This is a genomic window from Mesorhizobium sp. WSM1343 (assembly GCF_055901535.1).
Genome location: NZ_CM148370.1, coordinates 4,865,010 through 4,878,708 on the forward strand (window position 1 = coordinate 4,865,010; position 13,699 = coordinate 4,878,708).

The window sequence follows — 13,699 nt, forward strand, 5'->3', positions numbered from 1 at the left end:
AACAAGCCTGTGTCCTGTGGCTTAAGGAGTAAAGAACAATGCAAGCCAATCTCAAATTCGCACGGCCGCTGGCCGTTGCGCTCGGGCTCTTCGCCCTCAGCGGAACTGCCTATGCTGCTGACGTGGTTTCGGAAGAGCCGCCGGCACCTGCGCCGATCGCTGAACTTCCCGTCGCTTCGTGGGCCGGCCCCTACGCCGGTCTCAACGTCGGCTATGGCTTCAGCGGCCATACCAAGGAAAAGGATCTGGGTGTTGACAATGTTGACGTCGGCACCAAGGGCTTCGTCGGCAGCGTCTTCGGCGGCTATCAGTGGCAGCAAGAGAACTTCGTCTACGGCGCTGAAGCCGAACTCGGCTACAACGGCGTCAAGGGCGACGATTCTGGCGTCAATTCCAAGGCCGGCTTCGAGGGTTCGTTGCGAGCCCGTCTCGGCTATGCCGTGACCCCGGAAATCCTGCTCTATGGCACCGGCGGTCTCGCCGGAAGAAGCCTGAAGGTCGAAGACGACGTATACGGTTCGGACCGCGCCACGTTGCTCGGCTGGACCGCCGGTCTCGGCACCGACATCAAGCTGACCGACAATGTCTTCGGTCGTGTCGAGTATCGTTACACCGACTTCGGCAGCAAGAGCTTCGATGGCATCGGCAAGGTCAAGGCCACCGACAACCGCGTCACCTTCGGCGTCGGTATGAAGTTCTAAGTCGTTCAAGCCACGACACGAAAAAGCCGGGCCTCGCGCCCGGCTTTTTTTATGCTCGCGTGATTTCCGGGTAAATCTATTCGGGTAATGGGCGGTCAACCGGGAATGCAGGGCTTCAGTTCTGGAAACTTCTCGTCGAAGCGTGCCGCCCACCGCGTCAGCCGGGCGCGACCCTTCTCCCATTTCCTGGCAAAGCGCAGCGCGAGATAGCCAAGGCAGGCGCGCAGCGCCATCTGGCCGGCGGTGATCTTTTTCGGCAGCTTCGGCGGGTTGGCGTTGAGCAGGTCGAGTGCCGCCGTGATCTTCGCCCACTGGCGATCGAGCCAGGGCTGATAGACCATCTCCTCAGGCCGCGTGCGCCGTTCATAGACCATCGACAGCGCACAGTCGCAAATGCCGTCGGCCAATGCCTCCAGCACTTCCGCCTCGAGCCGCTTGTCGGGATTGCGTGGAAAAAGCGCGCTCTTCGACAAACGGTTGAGATGCTGGGTGATGGCCCGACTGTCATGGATGGAGCGACCGTCGTCGAGCACCAGAACCGGAATCTTGCCGAGCGGGTTGGCGATCATCAAGTCGGCCGGCTTCTCCTCGGTCTTGATCGGCACCAGATCGACAGCGATGCCGGCATAGGCTGCCGCCATTCGTACCTTGGAACTGTAGGGAGAAGACGACGCATAGAGCAGTCTGGGCATGATCCGTTTCCTGTTTTGCAGGCCGGCAGTGTTGACCGATCGGGCGCGATCGGGCAATGGCCAGAAGCGGAAAACCCAGCCGCCAGCGAGCGACGCAGCGGCCAGGGCCGTTTAGCGAGCGCTCCATGAAGACGGTGCTTCATCACCATGGTTGCCGGGATCGCGCGAAGCCGCCAGCCGACTGGCAAGACCGACGAGCCTCGCGCCGATGTTTCATCACCCGCATGAATGACACGAAAAAAGCCCCACCGGACTCCGCCCTATGGCGAAGTCCTGGGAGCTGCGAAAAGATATCCTCCGTCCGCCTCTGTTCTCGCCTTCCGACTGCCTAAACAACGAGCGGGGCGCCCTGTGAGGCACCCGCCCTTGACTGTTTCGGCACCGCCCCCGGCGAGGGAAGCGCGACTACTTCTTGCCGGCCTTCGCGGGCGCTGCCTTCGGCTTGGCCGCAGGTGCCGCTTTCTTCACCGGCGCTGAAGATTTCGCTGCCGCAGCCTTCTTTGCCGGAGCAGCCTTGGCAGCCGGCTTCTTGGCTGGTGCAGCCTTGGCAGCCGGTTTCTTGGCAGGTGCTGCCTTCTTCGCTGCGGGTTTCGCCGCAGCTTTCGCTGCAGGCTTCTTGGCCGGTGCCGCCTTGGCAGCCGGCTTTGCCGCTGCCTTGGCGGGTGCCGCCTTCTTCACTGCCGGTTTCGCCGCAGCTTTCGCTGCCGGCTTCTTGGCCGGTGCTGCTTTTGCCTTGGCCGCCGCGGCCTTCGGCTTGGCAGCGGGTGCTGCTTTCTTCACTGCAGCTGCGACCTTTGCCGTCGCTGCTTTTGCGGGTGCTTTCTTTGCCGGTGCCTTGGACGCCGGCGCTTTGGATGACTGCTTAGCCATGCGATGCCCCTTCCTTTGTGCCGACGGCCGTAATGACCCGGCGCGCTCATGCATATCTGACTCGCGGCTTGCTAGCCAGCGAAGCAATAGACTGATTTTCGCAGCTTAAATTTCGGTTACGATCGGCACATGATCGTGCTGATCGTCGCAGAAATTCACTTCTGATCTTCGACCATTGGCTAGAATGTGTCGCCGACATTCTCCACACCCCGCGGAAGCGCTCCTCTCGTGAAGCTCCGAAGATCAGCGAGCAGCTTTGCGTGTCGATCGTCGGCCGCCGATATCATGACCGCTGCCTCATCGGTGCGATCATCTCGTGCAGGCGGACGATCTATACTGCAATGCGACAGCCGATCGGTGCATCGTCTTGTCAAGCACGAACGCAGATCGGCCTGCTCGTGAATTGACAGATAACTCTACATGGCAGAGTATTCTGTACAGCATGCTGGAGCATTTCAATGTCGATCGCACAGGAGCAAGCGGCGCTGTCGCCGTTCGAGATTGCCAAGACGGTCCGCCACGGCGGCAGCATGGTTGTCGGCGGCCTCCGGCTTGGCTGCGCCGGAGCCAATCGATGAGTGCCGACGAAATCATCCACCAGAGCACTCGGCTCAGGATCATGGCGGCGCTGAGCATGCTGGAAAGGCGGCAAACGCTGGATTTCACCGGGCTGAAAGCCATCGTGGACGTCACCGACGGCAATCTCGGTGCGCATCTCGATACGCTGGCCAGGGCTGGTTATGTCGACATCGAAAAGCTGTTCGTCGGCCGCCGGCCGCAGACGCGCGTCAGGGCGACGACGAGCGGACGGCGCGCGTTCCGCGGCCATGCCGCATTCCTGCGCAAGATCCTCGATCAGGCCGAGGCGGCGGCGCGCAGGAAATAGCGTGATGACTGGGCAATCCGCTCAGCGCGCGGCAACAACGGCAACGCCGGCGCCGATCATCACACCGCCCGCCGCGCGGTTCACCCGGCGTACGATCCTTGGTGTGCGCAACAGGCTGCGGGCGCGACCGGCGAGGACGACATGACCGCCGATCACCACGACCTCGAGGGCCACGATCACCATCATCAGCACACCGAGATGACCTGCGTCGAGCGATGCGCCGACGACGCTAGGCAACAGCGCAATGTAGAACAACGGCATTTTCGGATTGCCAAGATTGAGCGCGATGCCGGTGGCAAAAATCATCAACAGCCCTCGCCGTCCTGAGATGGGCTGCAGTTCGGGAATGACGGGCGCCGCCATCCACAGCCTGATGCCCGTCCAGACCAGATAGGCCGCTCCACCATAGCGAAGCACCGTCATGACGATCGCCATCTTGGCGGCGACGATCGACAGGCCGAAGGCGGCGAGGATCAGGAAGATGAGGATGCCGACCACGGTGCCGGCACCGTAGGCGATGCCCGACGCGGCGCCATTGGAGATTGTGCGCGCGACGATCGTCATGTTGTCCGGACCCGGGCTGGCAGCGAACACGAAGAAGGCGGCCGCAAAGGCAAGCGAGGTCGCGAGATCCATGAAAACTCCCGAGGGTAATGCCGCTCTCGGGAGTCCAGACTAGCCGGTTTACCTGTCGGCGCCATCAGGAAAATCGAGAAACTGCGCGATGCGCATTTCCGTCACGGCTGATAGCCGAGGCAGATGGCGCCGAGCGCGACGATGGCGCAGGCGCCGACCCGCCGCGGCGTCAGCACCTCGCCGAGGAACAGACGTCCGATGAAGGCCGCGAAGACGACGCTGGTTTCGCGGATCGCGGTGATCGGACCGGCCGGTCCGAGCGCGAAGGCCGCGACCACGACACCGTAGGCCAGAAGTGCAAACAGGCCGCCGCCCAGCGCCTTCCAGGTTTCCGGCGCACCCAGGTCGACTGTGAGCCGGCCACGGCAGGCGACGAAGGCCGCCGGCAGCAACGCGCCGTAGATCACCAGCACCCATGCGGTATAGGCACCGGCGTTTCCCGCCGCCCGAACGCCGAGCGCATCGACCGTCGCATAGGCGGCGATGATCGCTCCCGTTGCCAGCGCATAGAGTATCGATGTCGTGGCGGCCCTGCCCCTTCCGAGAGAAAGGCCCATGATGCCGCCCGCGACCAGCGCGACACCGATGGTCTGCGGCAGAGTGAGCTGCTGGTTGGCCAGGAAGAACCCGCCGAGCGTGACGAGCAGCGGCACGCTGCCGCGAACGATCGGATAGACCTGTCCCAGCTCGCCATATCTGTAGGCGGCCACCAGAAACAAACTGTAGCCAACCTGCAGGCAGGCCGAGAGCACAATGTAGGACCAGGCCGGCGCGGCCGGAAGGGCGTGGAAGAAGGCTAAGGGGATGGCGAGCGCCGTACTGGAAAAGCTCATGACGGTGACGGTCCACAACCTGTCGGCCCCCGTGCGCAGGAACGCGTTCCAGGTTGCGTGCAGGATCGCCGCAAACAATGCGAGCCCGATGACCAGCGGGCTCATTGGGACTTACGCGAAGCAGCGACGATGCCCATGGCCGCCTTGCGGGCGTCGCGAATGGCGGCGTCGGCCGGCCCCATCTGCGCCAGCAAGGTCGCACCTTCGATCAGCATAAGCAGTGTCGCCGCCACGCTTTCGGCGCGGCCGCGCGGCATCATCTCTTCGAGGATAGACCGCATGCGCCGCTTGAGGCCGTTCTTCTGCCTGACAACGGCCTTGAAAACCGGATGGCCGGGATCACCGAACTCGGCCAATGCATGAGCGAACAGACAGCCATGGAAATCGGCGCTGCGGAACCAGCGTGCATGCCAGTCAAAGATCCTTCCGATTTTCTGTTCCGGCGGAATGCCCTCCTGGGCGAGCCGGTCGAGCTGGCGGTCGAAACGCATAGCGCGATAGTCGAGCACCTCGACGATCAATTCGTCCTTGCTGGGGAAGTGGCGATACATCGTCATCTTGGCCACATCGGCTTCGGCGATGATCCGGTCGATACCCGTCGCATGGAAACCGGCGCGCTTGAACAGCACATAGGCCGTTTCAACGACGTGCTGGCGCTTATCGGAAACGGGCGATGGTGTCATGGCGCATACCGAGTGGTGAGACAGGTCTGTCTCATATCTATGCGACGGATCGCGCCAGCTGTCAACGCAGCACGAAAAACGCCTGCAGCCGATCAAGCCACAGGCGCGAAAGAGATTGGAAGGGGAAACCGGGTTTAGCGCAGAATGCGGCAGCGGCCGTTGTAGACCATCCAGCGGTCGAAGCCCGAGACGCAGAATTCGACATTGTCGCCGATCGAGGCAAAGCCCTGGCCTTCCTCGATCAGGTACCAGATGGTGCGATCGCGGCCGTCGGACAGGCTGACGGTGGCCCCGCAATAACGGCGACCGATCGGCCAGGTACCGTCGGCCGCCAGATAGCGATGCTGGTGAATGCGCCGGAAATCGGTGATCTGCACATCAGGCAGATGCGGCACGTGATGCACCTGATAGGAAAAGCGGCTGGTGATCTTGTTCAGTACCCAAGGCTGACCGCAGACCCCGCTGTCTTCATCGGAATAGACCGTAAGATCGGCGGCCTGCACGGTCTGGGTGATACCGAGAGGCGCGGCAAGCGGGGTGCAGAGCGAAATCAGGGCGGCAAGAGCGGATTTGGCGAAGCGAGTCATGGCAGCCTCTCAAGGTCGATTGTGCGCACTGTGCGGATTCGCTCGGCGGCGGTCAAGCGGTTGCGTTGACAATGGTTTCCCAGTTTGAAACTGCTTTTTGACCAAAGCCGAATTTACACGGCACCGGAATGGCTCTGGCACGTTCATGCCCGGATCCAAAAGAGCGCGGGTCCCGGGTCGTCAATGAGCCCGCCTCAAGCCTGCTCGCCGGCCAGCCATTCCAACGACCAGTGCGCCGGCCGCCCCACCGCAAGCAGCCTGTGCAGGGCCGGCAGCAGCGTCCGCAGCTCGCCCTCCAGCGTGAACGGCGGATTGACCACCAGCAGACCGCTGCCGTCGAGGCTGGGTTCCGAAGAGGCCGGCCTGATCTCGAATTCGATGTCGAGCAGCTTCGGGATGCCCGATTGCTTCAGCGCCTTGCGGAAAGCGATGATCGCCTTGCGGTCCTTGATCGGATACCAGAGCGCGTAGATGCCGCCTGGCCAGCGCTTGTGCGCCCTTATGAGCCCGTCGACGAGGCGATCGAACTCACCCGCTTCCTCGAATGGCGGATCGATGAGAACAAGGCCGCGCTTCTCCTTCGGCGGCAGATGGGCGCCGAGCGCGAGCCAGCCATCGAGTTCGATGATCCGGGCCTGGAAATCGCCGGCAAAGAACGTCCTCAGCCTCGCGGCATCCTTGGGGTGCAGCTCGATCGCGGTCAGCCTGTCCTGCTTGCGCATGAGATGGCGCGCAATCAACGGCGAGCCCGGGTATTTCTGGATGCCACCCTCAGGGTTGAGCGACCGTATTGTCTCCAGATAAGGCGCGAGCAGTGCTGCCACCGGCGCGGCAAACGGGGCATCGATCAGCCTGCCGATGCCGCCTTGCCACTCACCCGTCTTCTGCGCTTCGGCCGACGACAGATCGTAGCGGCCAATGCCGGCATGGGTGTCGACGACCCGAAACGCCTTGTCCTTCTGCTTCAGATACTCGAGCAAGCGCGTCAGCACGACATGCTTGACGACGTCGGCGAAATTCCCGGCATGGTAAGCGTGGCGGTAGTTCATCGTCTTGTGCCGTTATGCATGTCGTTGTCCCAAAACCGCTGCACACTTTTGGGCGACATGCATCAGCCCCTGCCCCAGCGCGGCGGTGGCGGCTGAGAGTTCGGATTTTCCGGCCGACCGCCTCGAGTGCGCAAGGTCAGCAAAAATCCGATCAGGCCGATCGCCATCAGCGCGAAGCCGACCGGCCGTGCACGGCTGTCGATCTCGCCTGCGCCGGAGCGCAGGATGAGATCGACAGCCCGCATCGGTATGTCGTCGGCATCACCCGGTCCGACGGTGAAGACGTAGGGACCCGGGCTGACGGTCGCGATGACGCCGGCCTCGTCGCGAAAGATCTTGTCGGGCAGTTGCGGGCTGGCCTGGCGAGGATTGTCGGAATGGTTGAACTGCAGCATCGAGGCGAGCACCGTGCGGCCATTGCTGGCGGCGGTCAGCGTCAGCACGGTGCGCTGCTGCGAGACGATGCGCTCGGCTCTTGCGGTCAGGTCGACCAGCACCCGCACCGGCGCATCGCCCCCGGAGAGCGGCACCGTCAGCGGCTTGAAACGGCCTTGCTCATAGACCCGCCAGGTGCCGATCTCGTGCCCGGAGAAATTGCTCATCGCCCAGGGATAGATGACACCGACGCCGGCGCCGACAAGCAGGATCAGGACAAACAGAAAGCGCATTCACATCACCATGGCGTATCGTAACCTTGCCAATAGCGCCCCGACGGCCAAAAGGCGATGGCCAGTTGCGGCAGCCACCCTGGAGGTGGACCGTGCGGGGTGCGAGCGCAACCAGATTGGCGGCGTGGCTGCGCAACAATGCCGATAACGTTCTACCTATGCGCTCAAAAATTAAGCCGTGTATTTCGCGCGCCGCGCTGAATATTGCTGTCGGCTCATTCTTGGCCGTTCTTGCTGTCAGGTTTTGATTCTACCTCAAGGGACAGCTTGCCGCGTCCGGCAACATATTGACGTCGATCGAGCCAATATGCTGATTCATAAACAGGATTTGCCTTGTGCGCCATGCTTCGGTCCGAGAGGCCGTAGCCGCTTTCATGATTAACCATTCGCGAGCGCATTTGGTTAAGGAATTGCTAATTTAGTTGACTATAATTTCCACAGGTATATTTTCGATGCGTTGGGATGTGCAATTTGGGCGAGCAATCGATGGTGACACCGGGCGTGTGATCGCGATTTCGGGGCGCGGAGAATGCTGAGCGGCAGCACGGAGGTTGTGTAGTCGCACCAGCTTCGCGAAAGCCAAGAACAATTGACGCACATCAGTGATGGCGGTTCCGCAGATGCGGAGGTTTGCCACGTTCTCAGGAACGTGGCCGGGCGATGCTTTGTCCCGGCCCGGCGGTAGCGTGTTCGGTGCGTATGAGGAAAGCATGACTAAGCTTGTCAAGGTTCTGAAACTGGAATCCGGCAGCCAAAAGGACGCCAGCCAAAGCCGACGACGCGCCCTTGTCGCCGGAGGAGCGGGATTTTTAGGTTCGCATCTGTGCGAACGTCTTTTGCGGGACGGATACGACGTTGTCGCGCTGGACAATTTCCACACCGGCAAAAGATACAATCTCAATGCCCTTCAGCGCAATCCGAGCTTCAGCTGCATCGAGCACGACATCGTCGATGCACTGCCTTCGGACCTTCAGTGCGACGAGATCTACAATCTCGCCTGCCCAGCCTCTCCGCCGCACTACCAGGCAGATCCGATCCACACCTTCAAGACAAGCGTGCTTGGCTCGCTGAACCTTCTGGAACTCGCGCGACAGAACAAGGCCAAGATATTCCAGGCCTCGACGTCCGAAGTCTATGGCGATCCCTTCGTGCATCCACAGCCCGAGAGCTACTTCGGCAACGTCAACACGCACGGGCCGCGCTCCTGCTACGACGAAGGCAAGCGCTCGGCCGAAACCCTGTTCTTCGATTATTCGAGAACCTATGGTCTCGATATTCGTGTCGCCCGCATTTTCAACACCTACGGTCGCCGCATGCAGCCCGACGATGGACGTGTGGTTTCGAACTTCATCGTCCAGGCGCTGCGCGGCGAGGACCTGACCGTCTATGGCAGCGGCCAGCAGACGCGCTCCTTCTGCTATGCCGACGACCTGATCGAGGGCTTTATCCGGCTGATGAATGCGCCGAACGCGCCCGCCCACCCGGTCAATCTCGGCAACCCTGCCGAATTCACCATCATGGAACTGGCGACGCTGGTCGTCGATTACACCAACGCCCGATCGAAGATCGTGCATCGGCCGCTGCCCGTCGACGATCCCAGGCAACGCAAGCCGGACATCTCCTTTGCCAGGGCCAATCTCGGCTGGGAGCCGAAAATCAGCTTGAGCCAGGGGCTCGCGCGTACCGTCGAGTATTTTGATACCCTGCTCTACGGAAGTCACACCGCCAGAGGAGCTGCTGCTTCATGAGCCGGCCGGCGGTCCTGGTGACGGGTGGAGCCGGCTTCATCGGCAGCCACACCTGCAAGCAGTTGGCCGCCGCCGGCTACATGCCGGTGGTTTTCGACAATCTGAGCCGCGGCAATGAGAGATCCGTCGCCTGGGGGCCGCTTGTCGTCGGCGATATCCGGGATCGGGATGCACTGCGGCGGGCGATGGAAACGCACCGGCCGACGGCCGTGATCCATTTTGCTGCGCTGGCCTATGTCGGAGAGTCCGTTCGCGAGCCGGCCGAATATTATTCGACCAATGTGACAGGCACCATCGCGGTGCTCGACGCCGCACGCGCGAGTTCGATCGAAAACATCATCTTCTCCAGCAGCTGTGCGACCTACGGCGTGCCGGAGGCGTTGCCGGTTCGCGAGACCTCCTCGCAAAATCCGATCAGCCCCTATGGGCGCACCAAGCTGATCGGCGAACAGATCATCGGCGACTATGCGTCCGCGTACGGAATGAAATTTGCGATCCTGCGCTATTTCAACGCTTGTGGCGCCGATCCCGATGGCGAGCTCGGTGAGTGGCATTCGCCGGAAACCCATCTGGTTCCCAGAGTGCTCATGGCCGCATCGGGCATCATCGACGCGATCGAGGTTTTCGGCACCGACTACGACACGTCGGACGGCACTTGCGTAAGGGATTATATCCACGTCACCGATCTGGCCCGCGCCCACCTGAAAGCGCTCATGCATCTCGAGGGTGGCGGGCGAAGCCTTGCGGTCAATCTCGGCACAGGGCGGGGCGTCTCCATCAAGGAGATTGTCAAGGCGGTCGGCCGAATGACGTCGAGGCCGGTTCCGGCAGTGTTCAGGAGCCGACGCCCCGGAGATCCGGCGGAGCTCTACGCCGACCCGGGAAGCGCACGCGAACATCTTGGCTTTGTGCCGGAGCTTTCAGACATCGATACGATTGTCAGGACGGCCGCTCCCTTTTTCGGACTGAAGACCAGGCCCATGAAACTGCCGCCAGTGAGGGCGGCAGCGCCGGTCGTCGCCCGACGGGTCAGAGATAGCGGGGGTGACAGCTCGCGCGCTGGCCAAATCCGCTAGGGCTGCAGATATAAGGCGAGCCGCCCGAGAACGTGCTGCCATCGCCCGGATTGAACGAGATGTTCACCGGCGCCGGCGTGCTGGCTTTGATCCGTTGCGGCGGTGCAAAGGCGTAGGCACTTTCGGTCCCTATTGTGCTTGTCATCTGGATCGGAAGGTCGGCCCGGAGCGAGCGCACGAGAAATCTGGCCTGCACGGGCTGGACCGCGGGCTGACTGCGGACCGGGTGGACGATGGGCCTGATAAGGACCGAACCGGTTTCAGTTGCGTCCATACCTTGACAACCTGCAACCATAGAGCTCAGCGCCACAGCCGCGGCAATAGATACGACATTCTTGCTTGAGCGAAATACGCTCGCGGAATTTCTCATCCTCTGTCCCTTGCTATCAAGTATAAGCCAGGGGCGCATTGCGACATACTATACTTGGGCCGCTTCCACGCCGCATGAGTGACCACTCGCACATCACACGTTATATTAGATATCACTAATTATTAAATTTCATCAAAACCGTATGGCAGGCCATCGTCTTGTCGTCCGGGTGATGCAATTGAATGCGATTAAATGCGATCGGCGCGCCGATCGCGCCTGCCGAGCCACTCAACCATAAGCGATTCGCGGGTTCCACAACAGGCGCACGGGGAGAACAGCCAGGCCATCTCAGCGCGGCCGGAAGCGGCCTACTTTTTGGCATCGACCAGCTTGCGGGTCATTTCGAACTGCGCGCCCTTGGTGTCGCCTGCTTCGAATTTCTTGTATTCGTCGGAAGGATCCTCGGGAGATCGCTTGAAACCGTACCATTCCCCGTCCGGATCCTTGCGTTGCTCGATATTCCGGCCCTGAATGCGGTGGCTGTAGCAGGTGCGGTGCTGCTCGCCGGTGTAACCTTTCGATCGCCAGGCGAGCTCCATGCACATCTTGCCATCCTTGGTCACCAGCCATCTGCCCTCCGCGACAGACGCGGTGTCCTGCCCGGACGTCCAGGCCTGGAGACGTCGATTGTCCTGCGCGAAAAAGGCCGCGCCGTTTTTCCATATCCATGTGCGGTCGGCATAAAGAAGCTGCAGCTCGTAGGCAGTCGGAGCCGGTGCGATGACCGTTTCCGCTGGTCTGCCGTCTTTGGCGGCAGCCGCATGCGCCGTTCCCGAAAGCGCCGTCTGGCCGCAGAGGGCCAGGAGAAACATGAGTTGCATACAAGTTGCGAACCGACAATGTTTGCGTCGACGGTCGACACCATGCGGTGGCAATCCGGTCAGAGCTGTCAGTACAATTGGCGTTCGCATGCCCGTTTTGCCCAAGGTAGCACTATCATCGCTCTGACAGCCGTATGAACTATTTAACAGTCGCGAGAACGGTGATGTCAACCTTTGCGAGCGGACGGACAACAACCGTTCCAGATGTGCGCATCCCGCTGTCGTCAAAATTAAGAAATGTGTCATATGCTCTGCCCAACTCTGACAATCGCACTCAAAAGCAACATCCGCAGACGTGAGGGAGGACGCGGTTTCAAATGGCGGGCGACCCGGAATTGAACCAGGCTGAAGGTCAGCAATACCGGCAGCAGTCGACCGTCCGGGAAACGACTGCTCGCAACACCGTGAGCCCCAACATGGCGGTCTTGCTGGGGATACTGTTCATTGCGATCCTGTTCAGGTTCCACAACATAACCTTGCCGCTGGTCGATGCCTTCAGCTGGCGCGAAACAAGTACCGCGATGATGGCCGACAATTTCCAGCAGCGCAGCTGGAACATCTTCTTCCCCGAGGTCAGCTGGACCGGGCCCGGGCCAAGCTATCAGGGCCGCGAGTTCCAGATCGTCAGCTATCTGACCGCCATACTCTACCAACTCTTTGGCTGGCACGACTGGTTCGGCCGCATGATTGCGGCCCTTTTCGGCTTGGTGACGGTGCTTTCACTGCACAGACTAACGGCGTTATGCTGGGGCGAGACGCACGCCCACGCCGCGGCACTTGCCTATGCGCTGATGCCGGCGGCGATCATGATCGACAGCTCGTTTCTTCCCGACCCCTCGATGCTGGCTCTGGTAACCTTGGGCGTCTGGCTTTTCACGAAATACTGGACGGGAGGCAGCGCGTGGCTGCTCCCCTTCGCCACAGCCAGCTTTTCCCTCGGTGTGCTTGCAAAACCACCGGGTTTGGCTGCTGGAGGCGTCATATTCTATCTGATGGTTTGCTGGCTTTTGCAAAATCGGCGAAAGCATGCGGCCAAAGTATTCATAAGCGGACTGGTCAGCCTGTTCGTCATCGGCGCTTACTACAGCTGGGCCATTTATCTCGGGCGAACCTATCCGCCGTTTCATGTCGCGGGCAGCGGATACATCTGGGATTCTGGATTCTGGGCATTTTTCAACAACGATTTCTATTTCAAATCTGTTTGGAACACGTCGGTCTGGTGGTTTTACGGCTATCCGTTCATGATTTTGATAGCGGTCGGATTCTGGATGCCGCCCCAGCCAGTCGCGGAATCGAAAGAACGCGCTCTTTCGGCCATACCTTTCATATGGCTTGCAGCGGCCTCTGTTGTTTATTTCGCTGCGGCACGTGAGATCACGACCAATCCATGGAACTATCATATATTCCATGTGCCATTTGCGATGTTTTGCGGCCGTGGCGCGGTCGTCCTGGCGACGCTTGGAGCCAAAACCGTTCCGTCTCCTGGGATAATTCTGCGGTCGATTTGCATCGCGGCCGCTATGCTTGTCTGGTCGACTTTTCCCCTCGTCCGGACGATGAAGGCGCCCTTCGCCATGAATGGAAAGTTGCTTGGCGACGAGCTGGCGCGCAGGGCCCAACCTGGCGATCTTGTCGTGGCCATCGCTCCGGAGGTGGGAGATCCTGTCGCAGTCTATTACAGCAGGGCGCGCGGGTGGGTGTTTCCGCCTGGTGGCGGCGACGTGGAGTGGTCCAGGTTCGTCGAGGACGATGCCATCGCGATAGCACAGCTTGAGGAACTTCGCACGCAAGGCGCGGATTGGTTCGGCGTGGCAAAGGATGCCGAAGACAGTCAGAAACGGCCGTTCATCGAGCATCATGACGGGGTGATCGACTATCTCAACAAGATCGGGACCAAGCGGCTGGATTCGGACAACCTCCTGATTTATGAAATCAGCCGGCCTTGATCTGGTCAGGCCGTTGGGCTTATGGGCTGGGGATCAGGCAAACGTTGGAAATCCGGCGACGGTCAGCGACCTTGCCGACCCGCCCTCGCCTGCCCAACGCAGCAAGCTAAGCGAGACAAGCCGGCCAGCAAGC

The 13,699-nt window shown here is 61.0% G+C and carries 15 protein-coding genes; 5 read left to right on the plus strand and 10 right to left on the minus strand.

The features are described 5' to 3' along the window. The first annotated feature begins 38 nt into the window (after nt 1-38). Nucleotides 39-701 (plus strand): outer membrane protein, encoded by a 663-nt coding sequence (locus AC0NIL_RS23935; protein ID WP_013532483.1) that lies wholly within the window; start codon nt 39-41, stop codon nt 699-701. A 95-nt stretch (nt 702-796) separates the two neighbouring features. Here AC0NIL_RS23935 and AC0NIL_RS23940 read toward each other — a convergent pair whose 3' ends face one another. Both AC0NIL_RS23940 and AC0NIL_RS23945 read right to left on the minus strand, forming a co-directional pair. Continuing rightward, nucleotides 797-1,393 (minus strand): glutathione S-transferase family protein, encoded by a 597-nt coding sequence (locus AC0NIL_RS23940; RefSeq protein ID WP_473573771.1) that lies wholly within the window; start codon nt 1,391-1,393, stop codon nt 797-799. A gap of 405 nt (nt 1,394-1,798) precedes the next feature. Next, on the minus strand, nt 1,799-2,263 hold the full coding sequence (locus AC0NIL_RS23945) for a hypothetical protein (protein ID WP_024504297.1): 465 nt from the start codon (nt 2,261-2,263) through the stop codon (nt 1,799-1,801). Between the two features lie 574 nt (nt 2,264-2,837). Between AC0NIL_RS23945 and AC0NIL_RS23950 the strand changes: the two genes are divergently transcribed. After that, nucleotides 2,838-3,149, plus strand: coding sequence for a transcriptional regulator (locus tag AC0NIL_RS23950; RefSeq protein ID WP_013532486.1), 312 nt, complete (start codon nt 2,838-2,840; stop codon nt 3,147-3,149). Between the two features lie 21 nt (nt 3,150-3,170). Here the strand turns inward: AC0NIL_RS23950 and AC0NIL_RS23955 are convergent, their stop codons facing one another. From AC0NIL_RS23955 to AC0NIL_RS23985, 7 genes are all read right to left on the minus strand, one after another. Continuing rightward, nucleotides 3,171-3,785, minus strand: a complete 615-nt coding sequence (locus AC0NIL_RS23955) for a LysE family translocator (RefSeq protein WP_275953570.1) — start codon at nt 3,783-3,785, stop codon at nt 3,171-3,173. Between the two features lie 101 nt (nt 3,786-3,886). Beyond that, on the minus strand, nt 3,887-4,723 hold the full coding sequence (locus AC0NIL_RS23960; RefSeq protein WP_473573772.1) for an EamA family transporter: 837 nt from the start codon (nt 4,721-4,723) through the stop codon (nt 3,887-3,889). Further along, on the minus strand, nt 4,720-5,301 hold the full coding sequence (locus AC0NIL_RS23965; protein WP_024504299.1) for a TetR/AcrR family transcriptional regulator: 582 nt from the start codon (nt 5,299-5,301) through the stop codon (nt 4,720-4,722). Before AC0NIL_RS23965 ends, AC0NIL_RS23960 begins: the two co-directional genes overlap by 4 nt. 134 nt (nt 5,302-5,435) lie before the next feature. Then, nucleotides 5,436-5,888: a hypothetical protein gene (locus AC0NIL_RS23970; protein ID WP_275953571.1), complete on the minus strand. Its 453-nt coding sequence runs from the start codon at nt 5,886-5,888 to the stop codon at nt 5,436-5,438. Between the two features lie 194 nt (nt 5,889-6,082). Further along, nucleotides 6,083-6,937, minus strand: coding sequence for a 23S rRNA (adenine(2030)-N(6))-methyltransferase RlmJ (locus AC0NIL_RS23975; protein WP_013532491.1), 855 nt, complete (start codon nt 6,935-6,937; stop codon nt 6,083-6,085). Nucleotides 6,938-6,999: 62 nt separating this feature from the next. Continuing rightward, on the minus strand, nt 7,000-7,605 hold the full coding sequence (locus tag AC0NIL_RS23980; RefSeq protein WP_473573773.1) for a hypothetical protein: 606 nt from the start codon (nt 7,603-7,605) through the stop codon (nt 7,000-7,002). A gap of 215 nt (nt 7,606-7,820) precedes the next feature. After that, nucleotides 7,821-7,949 (minus strand): hypothetical protein, encoded by a 129-nt coding sequence (locus tag AC0NIL_RS23985; RefSeq protein WP_255337192.1) that lies wholly within the window; start codon nt 7,947-7,949, stop codon nt 7,821-7,823. Nucleotides 7,950-8,315: 366 nt separating this feature from the next. On the opposite strand from AC0NIL_RS23985, the gene AC0NIL_RS23990 reads away from it, so the two are divergent. Next, the gene (locus AC0NIL_RS23990; RefSeq protein ID WP_024504301.1) at nt 8,316-9,353 is read left to right on the plus strand and encodes a UDP-glucuronic acid decarboxylase family protein; all 1,038 of its coding nucleotides are present in this window, start codon (nt 8,316-8,318) and stop codon (nt 9,351-9,353) included. Further along, nucleotides 9,350-10,429: a UDP-glucose 4-epimerase GalE gene (gene galE, locus AC0NIL_RS23995; RefSeq protein WP_063171800.1), complete on the plus strand. Its 1,080-nt coding sequence runs from the start codon at nt 9,350-9,352 to the stop codon at nt 10,427-10,429. Before AC0NIL_RS23990 ends, galE begins: the two co-directional genes overlap by 4 nt. Nucleotides 10,430-11,107: 678 nt before the next feature. On the opposite strand, the gene AC0NIL_RS24000 is transcribed toward galE, so the two are convergent. After that, nucleotides 11,108-11,710 carry a DUF995 domain-containing protein gene (locus AC0NIL_RS24000; RefSeq protein WP_275953573.1) on the minus strand — a complete coding sequence of 201 codons (603 nt, stop codon included), beginning with the start codon at nt 11,708-11,710 and terminating at the stop codon, nt 11,108-11,110. A 227-nt stretch (nt 11,711-11,937) separates the two neighbouring features. Here AC0NIL_RS24000 and AC0NIL_RS24005 point away from each other — a divergent pair, with 227 nt between their 5' ends. Next, entirely contained in the window at nt 11,938-13,566 is a 1,629-nt protein-coding gene (locus AC0NIL_RS24005; RefSeq protein WP_473573775.1) for an ArnT family glycosyltransferase, read from the plus strand. The last annotated feature ends 133 nt before the right edge of the window (nt 13,567-13,699 follow it).